This is a genomic window from Natrialba magadii ATCC 43099, assembly GCF_000025625.1.
In the GTDB taxonomy this organism is placed as follows: Archaea; Halobacteriota; Halobacteria; order Halobacteriales; family Natrialbaceae; genus Natrialba; species Natrialba magadii.
This window is the reverse complement of the sequence record NC_013922.1, coordinates 2,969,655-2,988,683: the sequence shown is the minus strand read 5'-3', so window position 1 is coordinate 2,988,683 and position 19,029 is coordinate 2,969,655. Positions and strand designations below refer to the sequence as shown.

Sequence of the window (19,029 nt, the reverse complement as noted above, 5' to 3'; positions counted from 1 at the left end):
CCCGTATGGCTTTCAGTCTATCCGACGAACACGAAGCGATTCGCGACGCCGTTCGTGAGTTCGGTGAGAACGAAATCAAGCCGGTCGCAGAGGAGTACGACCGCGAGGGGAAATACCCACTCGAACTGCGCAAGAAGGCCGCAGAGTACGACTTCGTCGCGCCGGGCATCCCGATCGAGTACGGCGGTGCCGGCATGGACAAGATCTCGAGTACGATTGTCACCGAAGAGCTCTGGCGAGCGGACCCCGGTATCGGCTCGGCCGTCGGCTCCGCCGGCTTCGGGACGAACATGATCATCGAGTTCGGTGACGAGTGGATGAAAGAGGAGTGGCTGCCGAAGGTCGCAAACGGCGAGACGGCCTCCTGTTCGATGATCTCCGAGCCCGCACACGGCTCGAACGTCGCCGGCATCGAGACGGTCGCCGAAGCGGACGGCGACGGCTACGTCCTGAACGGAAACAAGATGTGGATCACGAACGGCACGGTCGCCGACGTCGGCGTTCTGATGGCCAAGACCAGCCCGGACGAGGGCCACCGCGGGATCACCGCGTTTCTCGTCGAGATGGACACTGACGGCATCTCGACCGAGAAGATCGACAACAAACTCGGCATCCGCGCCTCGGACCTCGCAGAGGTCGTCGTCGACGACGTGCGCGTCCCCGAAGAGAACGTCATCGGCGAGGTCGACAAGGGCTTCTACCAGCTGATGGAGTTCTTCGCCTCCGGCCGCACGAGCGTCGCCTCCCAGGCGGTCGGTGCCGCACAGGGTGCACTCGACGCCGCGATCGACTACGCCGGCGAGCGCGAGCAGTTCGGCCAGAAGATCAAGGAGTTCCAGGCCATCGAGCACAAGCTCGCCGAGATGGCGACCCGCGTCGAGGCAGCCCGCTCACTGACCTACCGCGCTGCAACCGAAGTCGAGCAGAACAACCAGGACGTCGCTGCGCAGTTCTCGAGTATGGCGAAGCTGTTCGCTAGCGAGATTGCGGTCGAAGTCGCCGACGAGGGTATCCAGGTGCACGGCGGCTCGGGCTACGTCACGGACTATCCCGCAGAACGCTACTACCGTGACGCCCGTATTACGAAGATCTACGAGGGTACCTCGGAGATTCAGAAGAACATCATCGCGGATCAGCTGCTGTAAGCGCCGTTCGAGACGCTATTTTTCGTCAGGCACGCGGAACTCGACTGCAGCCCCCTGTCCGTAGCCGACACACATCGTCGACAGACCGAGGCCACCGCCCTGTTTCTGCAACTCGTGGAGCAACGTCACCGGGAGCCGCGCGCCAGAGGCACCGAGCGGGTGGCCCAACGCAATTGCGCCGCCGTTGACGTTGAACACGTCGTCGTCGAAGCCGAGTTCGTCCTGGCAGTACAGCGTCTGGCTGGCGAAGGCCTCGTTGAGTTCGACGAGGTCGTAGTCGTCGGCTGAGCGGCCGTTTCGCTCCCAGATACCCCGAACGGCTGGGACGGGCCCGATCCCCATCACTTCGGGATCGACGCCGGCGACGTCGTGATCGCCGACTTCGGCCATGATCTCGAGTCCATTGTCCTCGGCGAACGCTTTGCTTGTGAGCATGACGGCCGCTGCGCCGTCGGATATCTGGGAGGCGTTGGCGGCAGTAACGGAGCCGTCCTCTTCGAAGGCGGGTGGTAGCCCCGAAATCTTCTCCTGGGTCGTACCGGGCCGGAGACCCTCGTCTTCTTCGACGACCTGTTCGCCGGTGTCGATCGGGACGATTTCGTCGTCGAAGCGGCCCTCCTCGGTGGCCTCACAGGCGCGCTGCTGGCTGCGTGCGCCGTAGGCGTCTTGCTCCTCCCGGCTGATATCGTATCGGTCCGCGACGGTCTCGGCCGTCTGGCCCATCTGGAGGTCCGCGGCGTCGTACTGTTCGGCGATGCCGTCGTAGGAGCCGATCCCCTTCCGGCGCTCGGTGCGGCTCATGTTCTCGACACCGCCGGCGATGATGACCTCACGCTGGCCCGCGCGGATAGCGTCGCTCGCGCTCATGATCGCCTCCGCGGAGGAGGCACAGAGCCGGTCAATGGTGGTCCCCGGCACATCCTCGCCGAGTTCGGAGCAGAGCGCGATCACGCGGGCGATGTTGTTACTCTGCTCGTCGACCTGCTTCGCACAGCCCCACCGGATGTCGTCGACGTCTGCGCCCGTGAGCCCGGTGCGCTCGAGTATCGTGTCGACCAGCGGGACAGACAGTTCCTCGCTGCCGGTTTCGGCGAAGACGCCGCCGTGTTTTCCCTGTGGAGTCCTGACTGCTTGGACGACTACTGGCTGGGTGTCGCTCATCGGTTGTCACGGTGTTTCAGGGGGAGGGGTAAAATCGCTCCGTTCTTCGCAGACATCGCCTGTGTGCCTACGTTGCAGTCTGGTGGTCGGGGCGGGTACTCGAGTGCGAACTGCGCTCCCACCGAACCGGCGGTTTTCCTCGGCTGGCTCATCATCCGTTCGTCTCTCGACGGCCTTCAGCGATTCACTGGCAGGACCGATTCACTGCCCGGCCGAGGCGCGTTCTGATGACGCCATACCAGAGGGCTGTCGCACCGATGCCACCGAGTGCGGCGACTGGAAGGTACAGGACGGACATATTCAGCCCCAGCGTGTACCCGGCGGCGACGACGAGCGGCCAGCAGAGTAACAGCACGCCGTAACCCGTACAACCAACAACTCTGGCGGGCTGTGAGTCGTGATAGTGAATCGCCGTGAGTCCAAGATAGAACGCGTACAGTATGACCGAACTCAGCGCAATCGGGTGGACAACGAAAAATCCGAATCCGAGGCTGGTTACGTCTCGCGTTTCGACGACGTACTGCTCGTCGTCGGCCTCGACGAGTCCGTAACTGTTTCCAGTTCGCGCTCCGGGATCCGTCATTCCGTCGCGCGGGAAATCAGGAGGTTCGTCGTAGACCGGACAGACAAGCAGCGAGTCGTGACAGACCGTCACCGTGACCGCTTGCCAGCCGGATTCGCCATCCGTCAGTTCCGAGCGGGGTTCGTCGAACGCGCGCTGCGTCGCGGGCGAGAGATCGCTAACTGCCGTCGCGTCCTCCCTGTCGAGATCGGCTTCACCGACCGTCGTGTGAAACGCGACAGTCGACTCGTTGGCGACGCCGTAACTGTGGGACTCGAGTGGGACGTAGTACACGCCGGGTGACGCTATCAGTGCTCCCGGGAGCAGTATCCCGACGAGGAAGGCTGCGATCAGGAGGGCGCGGGAGTTCATTAAGTGCTATTGACGTGTGCTTGGTAAGTGTTTTTTGACGGTAACTATATGGCATCCACATACCGTAATAGACTGGCGCGGTGTGCGAACAGGAACGCTTTTGATCGATTCCTGTGTGAGTTTCGATCATGCAAGTCACGGTACTCGGAGCCGGTAGTATGGGCCATGGAATCGCACAGGTCTCCGCGATGGCGGGCTACGATGTCGTCCTGCGAGACATCGAGGACGACCTCGTCGAGAAGGGACTCGAGGGCATTCGCGAGAACCTCCAGGGCGGTGTCGATCGAGACAAACTCACCGAAGACGAGATGGACGCCACGCTCGAGCGCATCGAGGGGATGACCGACCTCGCCGACGCCGTCGTCGACGCCGACCTCGTCATCGAGGCCGTCCCCGAGGACATGGACCTGAAGAAGGACGTCCTCTCCGACGTGGAGGCAGAAACCGGCGACGAGACGGTGATCGCCTCGAACACGTCCTCGCTCTCCGTCACGGAGATGGCGAGCGCACTCGAGTCCCCCGAGCGCGTCGTCGGGCTGCACTTCTTTAATCCGCCGCATCTGATGGACCTGGTCGAGATTGTGATCGCAGAGCAGACCGACGACCGGACTGAGGAGTTCGCGGTCGAGTACGTCCGCGAGATCGAGAAGGAGGATGTGGTCGTCCGCGACAGCGCCGGCTTTGCGACCTCTCGACTCGGACTCGTGACGGGACTCGAGGCGATCCGAATGGTCGAGGAAGGTGTCGCCAGCCCGGCGGACATCGACGAGGCGATGAAACTCGGCTACGGCTATCCGATGGGGCCGATCGAACTCGGCGATCACGTCGGTCTCGACGTGCGCCTGCACATCGCCGAACACCTCCGCGAGGAACTCGGTGAACGATTCAAGCCGCCGCAGGCGCTGCGCCGGAAGGTTCGCGCGGGCAACCTCGGCCGGAAGTCCGGTGAGGGCTTCTACGTCTGGGAGGACGGCGAGCGTGTCGGCATGAGCGGCGAGTGGGGTGAAGACGAATGAGCGACCTCGCTGCGCTCGAGACCGAACTCGAGTTGGTCTCCGTCTCAGTCGGCGAGCACGCCGAGAAGGTCGCGACGATCGCAATCGAGCGTCCCGACGCGCGCAACGCGCTCAACGGCCAGGTTCGCACAGAATTGAAGGAGGCCGTCGCGGCCGCTGAAGACGACGATGACGTGCGCGTGCTCGTGCTCACCGGTGGCGAGGGCTCTGGCGCGTTCGTCGCCGGTGCGGACGTGACGGAGTTCAAAGACCGCAGCCTCGTCGAGCAGCGCGAGGCCAGTCAGCGCCCGCGGGTCTACGAGACCGTCGACGATGCGTCGATTCCCGTCATCGCGCGGATCAACGGCCACGCGCTCGGCGGTGGCTGTGAACTCGCACAGGCCTGTGACGTCCGCATCGCCGCCGAGGGCTCGAAACTCGGCCAGCCCGAAATCAACCTCGGCCTTATTCCGGGCGGCGGCGGCACCCAGCGTCTCGCCCGCCTCGTCGGCGAGGGGCAGGCAATGCGGCTTATCCTCTCCGGCGAACTGATCGACGCCCAGGAGGCCCACGAGATCGGCCTCGTAGACGAGGTTTACGACGCGACCGACCTGGATGAAGCCGTCTACGACCTCGCCGAATCGATGGCCGAAAAGAGTCCGATCGCACTCGAGTTCGCCATGAATGCGGTGAAGGCTGGCTCCCGCATGGGACTCGAGGAGGGACTCGACTACGAGGCGGAACTGTTCGTACAGCTGTTCGCGACGACGGACAAGGACGAGGGAATCGAGGCGTTCCTCGAGAAGCGCGAGCCGGAGTTCACTGGCGAGTAAACAACCGCGGCAGTTGGTAACTTGGGACATAGCTTTCATTCATTTCATTTTGGTAAACCCCTCGGACAGAATATGCTTCCACTTCGTTTTTAGATAGTCGCGCTACCTGTGTCCGATAGCGTGCGAACGTGGTGGATACTGCCTCTCTCTGTGGGAAGACGCTACTGCTGAGTGATGTCTCCCTCCGTTCCTCACCACTTGTGCACCTATGAGTGTGGGAGCACCACGGACGCCCACTGAACCGTGTTTTTTGATCCTGTGCCGGTGTCCGTCGGGCCCAACTCCGTTCAACTGTTGTGAAAATATCAGAAAACAGTGTATGAATACAGGTTTATGAGTATGGCTGTGGGAGACTTGCTAATCGGTACATATTGATACGGTATCTTTCCGCAAAGGACGATCATTTAAGCCACCGACGGGCAAGGGTCAGGTATGTCCCTGGAGCCGAGTGTCGACCCGGCCGCCGACCGACGTGCGACCTACGACTATCAGAGTTCGGACGTCGATCGGCCCGCGCTGGTCGACGACCTCACGCGGCTCGTCGACTGCGACGTCCGTGCCGACTCTTACTCTCGACAGCTCTACGCGACCGACGCGAGCGCCTACGAGGTGACGCCGATTGCCGTCGCTTTCCCCGAATCGACCGCCGACGTTTCGGGGATACTCGAGTACTGTGCCGAACGAGAAATTCCAGTCTTGCCCCGCGGGGGCGGGACGAGCCTCGCGGGCCAGACGGTCAACCGGGCCGTCGTCCTCGATTTCACCCGCCACATGAACGCGATTCGGGAGATTGACCTCGACGGGGAAACAGCGACCGTCCAGCCCGGGACGGTGCTCGGAACGCTGAACGAGACGCTCTCCGAACACGATCTCAAGTTCGCGCCGGACCCAGCCTGGGGCGACAAGAGCGCCATTGGCGGCGCAATCGGGAACAACTCGACGGGCTCGCACTCGCTCAAGTACGGGAAGACGGACGCCTACATCGAGGCGTGCGAGGTCGTCCTCGCGGATGGCACCGTTACCGAGTTCGGTGAGGTCACCCGCGAGGAAATCGACGAACGGGCGGATCCGGAGGGTGACCTCGAGGCGCGAATCTACGCCGAAGTAGCACACATTCTGGACGAGAAAGCAGATCTCGTCGACGAAGCCTATCCGAACCTCAAGCGCAACGTTTCGGGGTACAACCTGGACCGTCTCGTCGCGGAGGACCGTGGGGCGGACCTCCCCGGTGGCGAGACCGCAGGCGATACCGGCGACCCCGGCTCCGTCAACCTCGCGCGGCTGCTCGCGGGAAGTGAGGGCACGCTTGCGGTCGTCACCGAGGCGACGGTCTCACTCGAACCGGTGCCGGAAACGAAGGCGGTCTCGTTGCTGTGCTATCCCGACCTCCACCAGGCGATGGAAGATGTCGCGCCGATTCTCGAACACAGCCCGGCCGCCGTCGAGGTGTTAGACGACGTGCTGCTCGACCTCGCGCGCGATACGGCCGAATTCGGCCCCGTCGCCGAGATGCTGCCCGAGGGGACGAACGCCGTGCTCCTCGTCGAGTTCTACGCCGAGGATATGGACCACGGGCGCGAGCAGGTCGCTGGCCTGTTCGCCGACCGCTGTCCCGATGCGACGGCCGAGGGCGAGCCGGCCGCAGATGCCCCGACGACGGACGCCGACCGGCACGCGATCGACGGGCTCGAAGCCTACGAGAAGGCAGAACGCGCGAAGCTCTGGAAGCTCCGCAAGTCCGGCCTCCCAATTTTGCTCTCGCGGACGACCGACGAAAAACACATCTCGTTCATCGAAGACACCGCCATCCCGCCCGCGAAGCTCCCCGAATTCGTCGAACGCTTCGAGACCATTCTCGAGGAGCACGATACCTACGCGAGTTTCTACGCCCACGCCGGCCCCGGCGTACTCCACGTTCGCCCGCTGCTCAACACGAAGACCGATTTTGGTCTCGATCAACTCCACGGCATCGCGGACGACGTCACCGACCTCGTCGTCGAACTGGGCGGATCGGTGTCGGGCGAGCACGGCGACGGCCGCGCACGCACCCAGTGGAACCGCAAACTCTACGGCGAGGAGCTCTGGGAAACCTTCCAGGACCTAAAGACGGCGTTCGACCCCAACTGGATTCTCAACCCCGGGCAGGTCGTCTTCCGCGAGGAAAACCCGACCGACCTGCGCGAGAATCTTCGGTTCGATCCCGACTACGACTTCGAGGCCGACTTCGAGCCCACACTCGAGTGGCAAAACGACAACGGCATGCAGGGCATGGTCGAACTCTGTCACGGCTGTGGCGGCTGTCGCGGCGAGCAGGAGACGACCGGCGGCGTGATGTGTCCGACCTACCGGGCAAGCCAGGAGGAGATCACGGCCACGCGCGGCCGGGCGAACGCGCTCCGACAGGCCATGAGCGGCGGGATGGATGCCGACGAGGCGACGTCGGACGAGTTCGTCGAGGAGGTGATGGACCTCTGTATCGGCTGCAAGGGCTGTGCGATCGACTGTCCGAGCGAGGTCGACATGGCGAAGCTCAAGGCCGAAGTGACTCACGAGTATCACCAGCGAAACGGGGCGAGCCTGCGGGATCGACTGTTTGCGAACGTCGCGACGCTCTCGCGGTGGGGCTCGCGGCTCGCGCCGCTCTCGAACGCCATGGCGTCGATCCCCGGCGCGCGCACGCTCCTCGAGGCGACCGTCGGCATCGATTCGAAGCGCCCGATTCCGACGTTCGAACCGGTGACGTTCCGAACCTGGTTTCAGGAACGCGGCGGCGCACACGTCCCTGAAACAGAGGCCGAACACAAGGCGGTCGTCTACCCTGATACGTACACCAACTACAGCAACCCGGCGGCCGGGAAGGCCGCCGTCCGCGTTCTCGAGGCCGCGGGCGTCCACGTCACCGTTCCCGACGAACTCGACGACACGGGCCGGCCGGCGTTCTCGAAGGGCTTCCTCGAGAAGGCCCGAAAGACAGCCCGCGAAAACGTCGCGACCCTCTCGCCGCTCGTCGCGGACGGCTGGGACGTCGTTGTCATCGAACCCTCCGACGCGGTCATGTTCCAGTCGGACTACCTCGACTTGCTCTCGAGTGAGTCCGCGAAGCGACTCGCCGGAGCGAGCTACGGCGTCTGTGAGTACCTCGACGTCTTCCGGCTGGACGATGCGATCGACTTCGCGTCTGCTGCTGGCGCTGATGGCGACAGCGCACCCAGTCGGTCGCTCACCTACCACGGCCACTGCCACCAGAAGGCGACCAAGAAGGACCACCACGCCGTCGGCGTCCTTCGACGCGCCGGCTACGAAGTCGACCCGCTCGACTCCGGCTGCTGTGGCATGGCCGGCAGTTTCGGCTACGAAGCCGAACACGCCTCGATGAGCGACGCTATCGCGGAGATCCTGTTCGACCAGGTTGACGACAGCGACGGCGACCGCGTCGTCGCCCCCGGTGCCTCCTGTCGCAGCCAACTCGAGGCCCGCTCGAGTACAGACGAAAAGCCGCCAACACCGATCGAACTCGTCGAGCAGGAACTCGAGAACTGATTCGGTAGCGCCCTGCGAAAACGTATTCTGCGACCAATACTTATCACCGATTAGACTGAACGAACACGTATGCGCCCCACGCTCTCGCCGAGAGCGGGACAAGCAGTCTCCGCTGCTGGTGTGTCCCTCGGTGGCATCGGTGCCGTCGCCATCGTGGCTCTCGGCGGCTGGTCGCTGGTGCTCATCGCCGTCATCTGGTTCGTCGCGGTGAGTTACGGTGCCGTCTGGCTTGCACGAACGTCGGCCGTGAGAGCGGCCAGTTCGACGCAGAACAGGCCGCACAGGCACAGCAAGCACACCAAGAGCAGGAACATCGGGAGGCACGAAGCGCCACGCATCCGGAGAATGAGAAGTTCGGCTGAGGCGTAGTTCGACGCTGTGGTCTGACGCTACAACAATGACCGTTCACTCGTCGGCTGAACTAACGATTTCGTCGTACCGCGCACCCGTCTGTTTCAGCGTCTCCGTCGAATAGAGCCGATCGTGGTCGACTGGCAGGTAGTCTGCCGCCAACTCGTCGATTTTCTCGTCGACGGCGTCGGAATCCCTGCCGTGAATCATCGTGAACAGGTTGTACGGCCAGTCCTGCTCGGGCCGGCGGGGTCGGTGATAACACAGCGTTACGTACGGCAGCCCGCCAGCACGCTCGCCCCACTCGTCGAGTTTTTCGTCCGGTACGTCCCAGACGACCATACAGTTCGAATCGAAGCCAGTCACGACGTGGTTGATGATACAGCCGATTCGCTTGATGCAGCCGTTACCGTGCAGCCGCTCGATTGCAGCCAGGACAGCCTCGACCTCTGCATCGAGTTCGTCGGCCACGTCTCGGTACGGCGTCGCCGACAGCGGAAACCCGTCCTGAATTGCGAGCAAGAGCTCGGACTCGAGTACCGACAGTGAGCCAGTCGCAGATTCGCTGATCCGGGTCGCCGACGCGTCGGTCTGTGCGGTGAGTGACTCGCGGGCGAAGCGGTCGGTGTTGACGACGGGGAACTCGAGGTCGATGTAGTAGTCGGTGAGCATCGGAAGGGTGAGCACCGTACACCCCGTTTTCTCCTCGATCTCGGTGAGGATCGCGTCGCGTGTGGCCTGTGAGCCGGCAGTGACGACGAACCACATGTTCCACTCGTGGTCGCGGGCGTAGTTGTGGTTGACCTGCCGGTAGTCGTTGATCGTTTCCGCAACCTCGTCGAACCGGTCCTCGGGGGCTTTGACTGCTGCGAGCGTCGAGGAGCCGATCACCGGCGGGTTGAGCACGGCACCGAACCGGCGGACGATGCCGGCGTCCATGAGTGCCTGCACGCGGTCGACGGCGGCGTCTTCCTCGATTCCGAGGTCGGTTGCGACCCGTTGGAACGGCCGTTCCTCGATCGGGAAGCCGCTCTGGTAGCCGTCGATCAGCGCTGCGTCGACGTCGTCGATGGCGTCGCGCCAGGTTCCCGCCGATGTGGTCATTAGCTGTTCTAGGGAAACGGGTACTGTATCGCTTTCGGGTCGTTCGAACGCACCGGCCCGCTACGCTCCCAACTGGTCTCCGATTGTCGCCGCCGCACGTCTGCCCGAGCGAACGGCTCCTTCCATGTAACCGCTCCACTCGTGTGCGGTCTCCGTGCTCGCCCAGTGGAGCCGTCCAACCGGCGTCGACCGCGCAGCACCGTAGCTCGTTAGCGTTCCCGGCGTCATGTTGCCAGCATACCCCCCGCGTGACCACTGCTGGGTCGACCACGAACAGTCGACGTACTCGAGTGGCTCGCCCGCGTCGGGGCCGAAGTAGTTCTGGAGTGCTGAGAGTACGCACTCGCGTCGGTCGTCGGTCGGCCGGTCGCTCCACTCGACAGCGTCGTCTGCTGTAAGAAAGCCGACGAGGACGCCACACTCTCCGTTGGGTGGCGTACTGTCGGCGACTGCTCTGACAGGACCATCGCCGTCGACTACCGTCCCCGAATAGCCCTCAGCACGCCAGAACGGGTCCTCGTACGCCACGACGAACTTGATAACCGCGCCCATCGGCATGCGCTGGTGAAGTCCATCTCGTCGGACGGGGAGCGGCGGCGAGTACTCGATCTGTCCGGCTACCGCTGGTGGGACGGCGACGATGGCGTACGATCCGGTGACCTGTGTGTCAGCAGCCCGAACGCAGATGCTGTCATCGCTCCGCTCGATTGCACGCACGGGTGTTTCAAGTCGAACCGCGTCACCGAGGTCGTCGGCCAGCCGTTTCGCGAGTTGCTGGCACCCACCGACGAGTCGGTAGGATTCGGTCGTCGCGGTTTCGCCAACCAGTCGTTCGATGCCGCCGACCCCGTCGAGAAGCGTGAGGAAGTACAGCACCGAAATATCGGTTGTCTCGACGGGGAACTCAGACTGGAAGAACGCATCGAACGCCGTGCGAGCGACTGCCGAGTCGATCCTGTCTCGCTTCCACGACTCGAGTGTGGTTGCATCCAGTGTTGCAGCGTGCGGCGTCGCAGAGGGGGTGTCAGAGTCGAGTTGTGCTGTGAGCGTTTCAAGCTCGTCGACCGCTGCAGTCAACTCCGCGTCGGCCTGTGACGGGAGCGCCTGGGTCGCGTCCGTTGCTTCTAGCTGCTCGGAGCTGATAACGAGCTGATCACGCCCGTCCTCGTACTGTGCTGTCAGCTCGAGATCGAACGTCTCGACGAGCGACATGACGGCATCGTGGGACGCCCCGATCCACTGGGCACCAAGATCGGCGACGGTGCCATCTGGGAGTTTGTGGGAAGCGAGTCGTCCGCCAACACGGTTTCTGGCCTCGAGCACCGCTACCTCGTGGCCGCCGGCCGTCAGTTCCCTCGCTGCTGTGAGCCCGGACAGCCCAGCACCAACGATGACGACGTCGACATCTGTTCGTTCGTCGTGGGCAGACATAGATATCTCGTACGCTTGATGTAGCGTCCGGAGCGAAATAGATCTTGCCGAAATAGCGACCGGGAGACTGTCTAACGGGGCTTGTGTCTGGTGTCGTCACTGTCTGTCTGCAGGTCCACGTAACACCGATCGTGAGGACAACCCACCGCGATTCAGCGAGGTGACACGCACGGTGTGATACCTCCCAACGATCGTGTTCGGTGCGTATCCGACGGCGGAAACGGGAAGCTTTTGCGCCGCCCGTCCCAAGCTGTTCGTATGGCTCAGGCATCCCAGGAGTTCGGTGAGTGGCCGCTCAAACGGCTGATGACCGAGGTCGTCGGCTCAGGGCACAAGTCCGCCGACGACATGACCCGCGAGCAGGCGCGAGAGGCGTTCCAGCGCATCCTCGCGGGCGAACCCGACGAGACGACGCTCGGCGCGTTCTGGCTGGCGAATCGCTGGAAACGCAACAACCCCGAGGAGCTCGCGGCCTACACCGACGTGATGCGCGAGGAGGCCGTGATCACCGCCGAACCGGACTGTGATCCAGTTGACTGCGGCGCGAACTACGACGGCAAGCACACCTCCGCCCTGCTCGGCGTCGGTGCCGGCGTCGTCGCTGCGGCTGCGGGAACCCCCGTCGTCGTCCACTCCGGCGACGGCGTGCCCACGCAGAAGGAGACTGCCTACAAGCACGTCCTCGACGAACTCGGTGTCCGGACCGAACTCGCACCGCAGGAGAGCGCCGACATGGTCGACGAGACCGGATTCGGCTTCTACTACCAGCCCGAGTTCAACCCCGGCGTCCACGACCTCTTCGACCGGCGCGACCAGATGGGCGTCCGTACCTTCGTCAACACCATCGAAACCGTCGCTAACCCGGCGAACGCCGACGTTCACCTCGGCTCGTTCTACCACCTCGCGTTCGCGAAGAAGATGACCGACTTGCTCAAAGAGAGCGAGGCACTCGAGTTCACCCGCGCGATTTTCTTCCAGGGAATGGAAGGCTACGACGACATCCGCCCGGGGTATACGAAGGTTGCCGAGTGGGACGAGGGCGAGGACCTCGCAGATTACGAGATCGAGACCGCCGAGTACGGCATGGAGATGGAGGGCGACGACCTCGCGGTCGACGACGTGACCGCCGATTCCGCGGCGATCACCGAGGCCGTCCTCGCCGGCGAGCGCGACGACCAGTTCGCCGATGCCATCGCACTCAACGGCGCGTTCCGGATGTACGCCCGCCAGGACGTCGACAGTCTCGAAGACGGACTCGAGCGCGCCCGCGAGGTCATCGACGACGGCAGCGCCGCAGCGGTACTCGAGGACCTACAGTCGTTCTGACCCTGCCCGCGACTATTCATTTCACCTGAGGGGTTGGAAGAACCGTCTGAATTCATACACCGGTTCTTAGACTGAGCCGTCACTGCCAACTTCGGTAGTTCTATGGCTGCCAATCGCAACTAGACACGCCGCCAATCGCAACCACACACGCTGTCGCACCAGATCCTGTCTCTGTTGGTGTGTCGTGCGTGCACCGGTACTCGAGTACCGGTTGTAGCCACGTCTCACTCGCTGTCACAACAATCGCCTGCCGCAGCGGTCCCTGACGGTATAGTAGCCACTGAACGTCAGTGCGCACCCGATCGCACGAAGGCAGCGCGGTTCGGAGCGAGCGCGGTTCGGAGCGAGCGCGGTTCGGAGCGAACGAAGTGAGTGAGAACCGCGGACCGCGAACGGGGAACACCGTGACCCGTGAGCGAACGAAGTGAGTGAGAACCGCGGACCGCGAGCGGGGAACAACGTGACCCGTGAGCGAGTGGAGCGAGTGAGAGCCGCGGAAGTGCGATTGGTGTGTAAACTGTTTCAGTTGTTACTATAGAACACCGGTGTAGCACTGGTCAGTAGCCAGCGATCTAGCTAGCGGTTGTCCAACTCTTGTCTACTATGGCTCATAGTATGGTATCAGACAGAACAACAACTCAATACGTGACTTTGGTGTGCCGACGTGACTCCGTCAGCGGTCGTCGGTCGACTGAGACCGATCACCTGTCACGGTCGTCGGTCGACTGAGACCGATCACCCGACTGCGATCGGCGAGCGCCGTCGGCAGACGACGTTCGTCCGGCGCTACTCGAGTTCCCCGTCGACTGGTGCTTGTTCTGACTCTCATTCTGAGTCTGGCGCTGGCTCGATTCGTTCTCCTCGCCTGCTGTCTCTCCGTCGCCGTCAGAGTCGTCGCTATCGCCGTCACCATCGCTCTCACCGTCCTGTGAGTCGGAACGTGATTGGGTCCGCCTGATCTTGGCCATCGAGCGGCCGAAGATCGACCGACCGTCGCCAAACAGGCTCTGCACACCGTCTTCCGACTCGCCCTGTGTTGCACGGTGGCGTTCTAGCAGCCCCGGTCTGCGGAGACTCTCCGTGCTGTCGGCAGGTGGACTGTCGATGTCGACGCCACGAATTGCATCCGGGAGCGTGTCGTCGGTCTCCTCAGTTTCGTTCGTCTCGATGATCGTCTGTCCCTCGACGAGTTCCTCCCAGATCTCCCTGGGAGGTTGACTCGACAGGCCGGCCGCCTCGTCGCGCCCCTTCTGATAGGCGAGATTGACGAAACTCTCGTCGTAGGTCGTCTCCACCTGATCTGTCAACCGATCGAGTTCGTCGCTGTACGTGTCGCCGAGGCGCACCGCGACGCCGAGGGCGTAGGCCCGTTCGACGACCTCCTCGCGGCCGTCGATCGACTCCCAGTCCGTGCCGAAGCTTTTGTCGTACATCGAACTCAGGTCTGGATCTTCGTGCTCGGATCGACTCGCAATCCGCGGTTCGTGAACTCGGCCTGCCGAATGTCACAGTCAATCTCGGTCCCGCGCATTTTGATGATCTGAACCCCGCGCGTCATCCCGCCGGCCTCCAGATAGTTGTGCATGAAGACCACGCCGTGGGCCAGATAGTGGCCATCCGAGTACGAGGAGGGATCTGTCATCTCCGATATCAGGACGACCGTCGCGTCGGCCCGCTTCAACTTCGTCAGGAACTTGATCAGCGCGTTCAGGTCGTCAGAGAAGTAGTACTCGAGTAGCATTGTCGAGTCGATGACCAGCCGGTCGACGTCGCGCGATTCGACGAAGGCGACGAGCTGGTTCGAAAGATTCTCGACGTTCGAGGGGAAGTCTCCGGAACTTCGTGAGGACGACGAGAAGAGTCGCTGTGCTTCCTTGTCGAAGACGTTGAGCACCTTCACGTGGCCGGAGCTGACGGCCTTATCGAAGCCGAACTCGTAGTTTGCCATGTCCGAGACGAGTTCCTGCTGGGACTCGTGGAGGGTTAAAAACAGCGTCGTCTCCCCGTCAATTGCACCTTTGGTCGCGAACTGTGAGCAAAACGTCGTCTTTCCGCTGCCGGGCGGACCGCTAACGACGTACAGGCGGTCTTTCAACAGCCCGCCGCTGATCAGTTCGTCGAACCCCGGTACACCCGATGGAATTCGCATTGTCGGGAATCAGGGACGTACCCACTAAATAAATTCTGGCGGCCGTGTTTCACGACGCGTTACGGCTCATCCGCCGCAAACGCCTTCGACAACCGTCACAGCTGCCGAACATCTCCGTTCGCGCTCGTCACCGTCAACGTCCCCGTCGCCGGATCGAACGCGAGTGACCGGCCGTGGTAGCCACCGACATCAGTCTCGCGGATCTGAATGTGGGCGGACTCGAGTTCGGCCGTGACGGCTTCGATGTTGCGCTCGCCGATGGTGGCGGTGAGCTGGGTGTCGAGCATTGCGGCACCGCCGGCGACTTTGGCCCACGAGCGGGCGGGCGTGCCGCCAAGGTCGCGAAAGGCGTCGAGCATGGATTCGAAGCCGGTATCGGCGAACTTCGCATCGGGATGGGTGCCGTTCGCGTCGGCGGCGGCGGGGAGCATAAAGTGGAGGAGGCCGCTGACACCGGCGCGTTCGTCGTGGATCGCGACGCCGATACAGGAGCCGAGGCCGCTTGTTTTGAGCGTCGTCTCGTCGTCGGTGAGCGCGTAGTCGGCGATGCCGACGGGGATCGAGTCGGTTTCGTCGCGCGCTGCAGAGCGGGCTGCAGAGTCAGGGTCTGTACGCAGGGTCGCGATGATCTTATCTGTACTCTCGCCGGTTGACGGCGTCTCCGCCTGTCCTGGCGTGGGTTGGTCCCGACCGAGTCGTTTTTCGTCCGTCATAGTCTGAATTGTTGGCTGTTCGGTTCCGGCAGTGTGCCACCACCCGCACCTGTTGTCTGTGCCACCGTCGAACTCGAGTAGGAGAGGCGTTGCTACAGCGTATCCACGTCGAGGATCATCACGACTTCACCCTCGCCGAGCACCGACGCGCCGCTGATTCCGGGTGCGCCACTCAGGACCCCCTCGAACGGTTTGATGACGACTTCCTCCTGTCCCATCACGTCCGAACAGCGCAGACAGACCTGCCTGACGCTGTCTTTGATGCGGACGACCATGTCGTCATCGTCGGGTTCGGTGTCGGGAACGTCGAGGCGGTTGCCAAGCGACAGCAGCGGGTAGACGTTGCCGTCGTGGGTGACGGTCTTTCGTCCCTCGACGGATTCGATATCGACGTCCTCGAACTCGGAGATTTCGTCGATGTTCTTGATCGGGACGCCATAGGTCTCGTCGCCGACCGTGACGAACAGGACACGAACGATGGCGACGCTGACGGGTAGCATCAGCGTGATCGCGGTCCCTTCGTCGGGTGCGCTCTCGACGTTGATCGAACCGTCGACGCCGCGAACGACCTGGTTGACCACGTCCATGCCGACGCCGCGGCCGCTGACCTCGGTCACTTCCTCCGTCGTCGAGAAGCCGGGGTGGAAGATGAGGTCGTACACCTCGGAGTCGTCGAGCAACTGGACCTCGTCTTCGGACATCACGCCCTTCTCGACCGCCTTCGAGCGAATCTTCTCGACGTCGAGGCCGCCACCGTCGTCTTTCACCGTCACGGAGACGCGGTCGCGCTCGCGCTCGCCGATGAGCTTGATCGTCCCCTCACGAGGTTTGCCTTTCTCCTCGCGCTCTTCGGGCGACTCGATGCCGTGGTCGACCGCGTTCCGGATGAGGTGCATCAACGGATCACCCAGTTCGTTCAGGATCGAACGATCCATCTCGATATCGACGCCTTCCATCTGGAAGTCGATCTCCTTGCCCTGATCGCGCGAGATGTCGCGGACGATCCGCGGGAAGTTGCCGACGATCTTCTTCAGCGGCACCAGCCGAATCTCGAGGACCGTATCCTGCAGACTGGCCGTAATTTTGCCGTGTTCCTCGAGTTCGTCCTCGGCTTCGACGAGGTCGCTGCCCTCGATGATCTTGCGGAGTTTGATCCGACTCGTGACCATCTCCTCGACCTGGTTGTAGAGTTGGTCGATCTGTTCGACGTCGACGCGGATCGACTCGACTTCCTTGCTGCTGTGGGTGACGTTCGTGCTGCTACCTGTCGAGTCACCCGATTCTTCGTCTGAATCGCCTGCATCGTCTCCATCCGCCGTCAACTCGTCGACAATGTCGTCGGTTACGTCCGTGACGCTGGCACCCTCGACGTACCGATTGTCGTCGAAGAACGCCTCGACGCTACCGCGGTCCGTCTCATCGTCCGCCGCCGTCACGTAGGCGTCGAAGACCGCATCGAACTCGCCCGCCTCGATCGTCTCGTTCGCCGGCACCGTCCGGAGCAACTCGAACTCGTCACCGGCCGCGTCGAGGACGAACATCGCGTCGACCTGCGGCGAACCGCTGTCGTCTAACTCGAGTGCTGCCCGGTAGACGTTCGTCTCGTTCTCGAGTGCCTCGCGGTCGATGTCGTCGGCGAGGTCCTCGAGTGGGACTTTGCGGTCGGTGGCGACGGCGTCAGTGTTCGTATCAGTGTCGGCGTCGTTCCCATCATCTTCTCCCCCTGCGGACTCCCCATCCTCGATCGACGCGCGGATCGCCTCGATCGTCTCCTCGGGGTCGGTGTTCGTCTCGCCGGTGTCCGAAATCTCCGCGACCATCTGGGCGAGGTGGTCGACGCCGTTGAAGATGAGGTCCATCCGTTCGGGGGTGACCTCGAGTTCGCCGTCGCGAATGCAATCGAGCAAGTCCTCGATGGCGTGGGCGAGGTTGCTCGCCGTCGTGTAGCCCATCACGCCGAAGTTCCCCTTCAGATTGTGGGCGACGCGGAACACCGTCTCGATGGCGTCCGAGCCCTCGGGGTCGTCCTCGAGGTCGAGCAGTGCGTTGTTCAGCTTCTGGATGTCTTCCTGGCTCTCCTGAACGAAGGTGCTCGTTGCGTCGCTCACGCGGACCACCCCCGGAAGGCGTTTGTGACTCCCTCGGCGATGCGATCCTTCGGGAGCACCATGTTCACGTCGACTTCCTCGGCTGCCACCTTCGGCATGCCGTAGACGCGCGAGGTTGCCTCGTCCTGGACGATCGCTTTCCCGCCGGCGTCTTTGATCGCGGCGAGGCCGGCAGCGCCGTCGGCACCCATCCCGGTCAGAATCACACCGGTGAGATTCCCGGTGACCGTTTCGGCTGCGGTTTCCATCGTTACGTCGATGGCGGGCCTGACGTTATGGCGTTTGGGGCCGTTGTCGTGGGAAACGGTGAGTCGACCGTTTCGGTCGGCAGTCACCCGTAGGTGTGAGCCACCTTTCGCCAGTACGCCTTCTCCGGGGCCGACAGTGTCTCCATCTCGGGCCTGTCTGAAGTCGTATGCCGTTCGTTCGTTGAGCCGTTTCGCGAATCGTTCTGTGTAATGATCTGCCATGTGTTGGACCACAAGCACTCGTAACCCTGCCCGCTGTGGGAGTTCGGACAGCACCTGTTCGACGACCCGTGGGCCGCCGGTCGATGCGCCGATGACGAGCGTCGGATTGCAGGGAAACTCGGAACTGACGCTGATCGTCTGGGACTGTTCCTCGCTCACGCGGCCGGTCTCCATCCCTGCGACATCAGCCTCCGCAACCGCACGGACGCGGTCGACGATCGTCTCCTGCTGGGACCAGATGTTGACCGAGCCGTCACCGGACGGCTTTGCCAGAAAGTCGACCGCACCGGCATCGAGCGCGTCGAACGTCGCGTCAGCATTGCGCGTCGTCTGCGAGCTGATGACGAGCATCGGAATCGGGTTCTCGGCCATCACCTGCTCGATCACCTCGTGGCCGGTCAGACCGGGCATCTGAATGTCGATCGTCGCCACATCCGGCTCGTGGCGCTCGATGAGTTCGACCGCCTCGGTGCCGTCTTTGGCACGGGCGACGACGGTGATCCCGCCGTCCTCCAGAATCTTCCCGAGCGTCTCGCGCATCACCGCCGAGTCGTCCGCGATTACTGCATCGACCATCAGGTGTCCTCCCGTGTCCCGGTCGGTTGGGCCGACGGGTTCGGTGCTCGTCGATTGTGACGGCTGCAGTCGCGATTCAGTTCCACACCGCGCTGCGCCGAAGCGCCGAGCCCCCACGCGTCGATTCGTCTAACGAGTTCCACGAGTTCCACGAGTTTCACGCGTCCCACGCATCCCACGCAGCGGTCGCCTC

The 19,029-nt window shown here is 63.0% G+C and carries 15 protein-coding genes; 6 read left to right on the top strand and 9 right to left on the bottom strand.

Annotated features, from left to right (window positions below):
• Nucleotides 1–5 precede the first annotated feature (5 nt).
• Nucleotides 6–1,145: an acyl-CoA dehydrogenase family protein gene (locus tag NMAG_RS13985; protein ID WP_004267151.1), complete on the top strand. Its 1,140-nt coding sequence runs from the start codon at nucleotides 6–8 to the stop codon at nucleotides 1,143–1,145.
• A 15-nt stretch (nucleotides 1,146–1,160) separates the two neighbouring features.
• On the opposite strand, the gene NMAG_RS13980 is transcribed toward NMAG_RS13985, so the two are convergent.
• Nucleotides 1,161–2,306, bottom strand: a complete 1,146-nt coding sequence (locus NMAG_RS13980) for a thiolase family protein (RefSeq protein ID WP_004267152.1) — start codon at nucleotides 2,304–2,306, stop codon at nucleotides 1,161–1,163.
• 184 nt (nucleotides 2,307–2,490) lie between these two features.
• The gene (locus NMAG_RS13975) at nucleotides 2,491–3,240 is read right to left on the bottom strand and encodes a hypothetical protein (RefSeq protein WP_004267153.1); all 750 of its coding nucleotides are present in this window, start codon (nucleotides 3,238–3,240) and stop codon (nucleotides 2,491–2,493) included.
• Between the two features lie 128 nt (nucleotides 3,241–3,368).
• Between NMAG_RS13975 and NMAG_RS13970 the strand changes: the two genes are divergently transcribed.
• The 4 genes from NMAG_RS13970 to NMAG_RS13955 all read left to right on the top strand — a co-directional run bounded on the left by NMAG_RS13970 (nucleotide 3,369) and on the right by NMAG_RS13955 (nucleotide 8,977).
• Complete coding sequence (locus NMAG_RS13970; RefSeq protein ID WP_004267154.1) at nucleotides 3,369–4,256, top strand: 3-hydroxyacyl-CoA dehydrogenase family protein; 888 nt, start codon at nucleotides 3,369–3,371, stop codon at nucleotides 4,254–4,256.
• The gene (locus NMAG_RS13965; protein ID WP_004267155.1) at nucleotides 4,253–5,068 is read left to right on the top strand and encodes an enoyl-CoA hydratase/isomerase family protein; all 816 of its coding nucleotides are present in this window, start codon (nucleotides 4,253–4,255) and stop codon (nucleotides 5,066–5,068) included. The genes NMAG_RS13970 and NMAG_RS13965 overlap by 4 nt, the downstream gene beginning before the upstream one ends.
• A 432-nt stretch (nucleotides 5,069–5,500) precedes the next feature.
• Nucleotides 5,501–8,608, top strand: a complete 3,108-nt coding sequence (locus NMAG_RS13960) for an FAD-binding and (Fe-S)-binding domain-containing protein (RefSeq protein ID WP_004267156.1) — start codon at nucleotides 5,501–5,503, stop codon at nucleotides 8,606–8,608.
• 69 nt (nucleotides 8,609–8,677) lie between these two features.
• On the top strand, nucleotides 8,678–8,977 hold the full coding sequence (locus NMAG_RS13955) for a hypothetical protein (protein ID WP_004267157.1): 300 nt from the start codon (nucleotides 8,678–8,680) through the stop codon (nucleotides 8,975–8,977).
• A 36-nt stretch (nucleotides 8,978–9,013) separates the two neighbouring features.
• Here the strand turns inward: NMAG_RS13955 and ahbB are convergent, their stop codons facing one another.
• Nucleotides 9,014–10,063: a siroheme decarboxylase subunit beta gene (gene ahbB / locus NMAG_RS13950; RefSeq protein ID WP_004267158.1), complete on the bottom strand. Its 1,050-nt coding sequence runs from the start codon at nucleotides 10,061–10,063 to the stop codon at nucleotides 9,014–9,016.
• Nucleotides 10,064–10,123: 60 nt separating this feature from the next.
• Nucleotides 10,124–11,494: a flavin monoamine oxidase family protein gene (locus NMAG_RS13945; protein ID WP_004267159.1), complete on the bottom strand. Its 1,371-nt coding sequence runs from the start codon at nucleotides 11,492–11,494 to the stop codon at nucleotides 10,124–10,126.
• A 258-nt stretch (nucleotides 11,495–11,752) separates the two neighbouring features.
• Here NMAG_RS13945 and NMAG_RS13940 point away from each other — a divergent pair, with 258 nt between their 5' ends.
• Complete coding sequence (locus NMAG_RS13940) at nucleotides 11,753–12,820, top strand: anthranilate phosphoribosyltransferase (protein WP_004267160.1); 1,068 nt, start codon at nucleotides 11,753–11,755, stop codon at nucleotides 12,818–12,820.
• A 701-nt stretch (nucleotides 12,821–13,521) separates the two neighbouring features.
• On the opposite strand, the gene NMAG_RS13935 is transcribed toward NMAG_RS13940, so the two are convergent.
• From NMAG_RS13935 to cheB, 5 genes are all read right to left on the bottom strand, one after another.
• A complete protein-coding gene (locus tag NMAG_RS13935; RefSeq protein ID WP_004267161.1) occupies nucleotides 13,522–14,253 on the bottom strand; it encodes a hypothetical protein in 732 nt (243 codons plus the stop codon).
• Between the two features lie 5 nt (nucleotides 14,254–14,258).
• Nucleotides 14,259–14,969, bottom strand: coding sequence for an RAD55 family ATPase (locus NMAG_RS13930; RefSeq protein ID WP_004267162.1), 711 nt, complete (start codon nucleotides 14,967–14,969; stop codon nucleotides 14,259–14,261).
• A 95-nt stretch (nucleotides 14,970–15,064) separates the two neighbouring features.
• Nucleotides 15,065–15,682, bottom strand: coding sequence for a chemotaxis protein CheD (locus NMAG_RS13925; RefSeq protein ID WP_004267163.1), 618 nt, complete (start codon nucleotides 15,680–15,682; stop codon nucleotides 15,065–15,067).
• A 92-nt stretch (nucleotides 15,683–15,774) separates the two neighbouring features.
• Nucleotides 15,775–17,799: a chemotaxis protein CheA gene (gene cheA / locus NMAG_RS13920; protein ID WP_004267164.1), complete on the bottom strand. Its 2,025-nt coding sequence runs from the start codon at nucleotides 17,797–17,799 to the stop codon at nucleotides 15,775–15,777.
• Nucleotides 17,787–18,836 carry a chemotaxis-specific protein-glutamate methyltransferase CheB gene (cheB, locus tag NMAG_RS13915; protein WP_004267165.1) on the bottom strand — a complete coding sequence of 350 codons (1,050 nt, stop codon included), beginning with the start codon at nucleotides 18,834–18,836 and terminating at the stop codon, nucleotides 17,787–17,789. Before cheB ends, cheA begins: the two co-directional genes overlap by 13 nt.
• Nucleotides 18,837–19,029 lie beyond the last annotated feature (193 nt).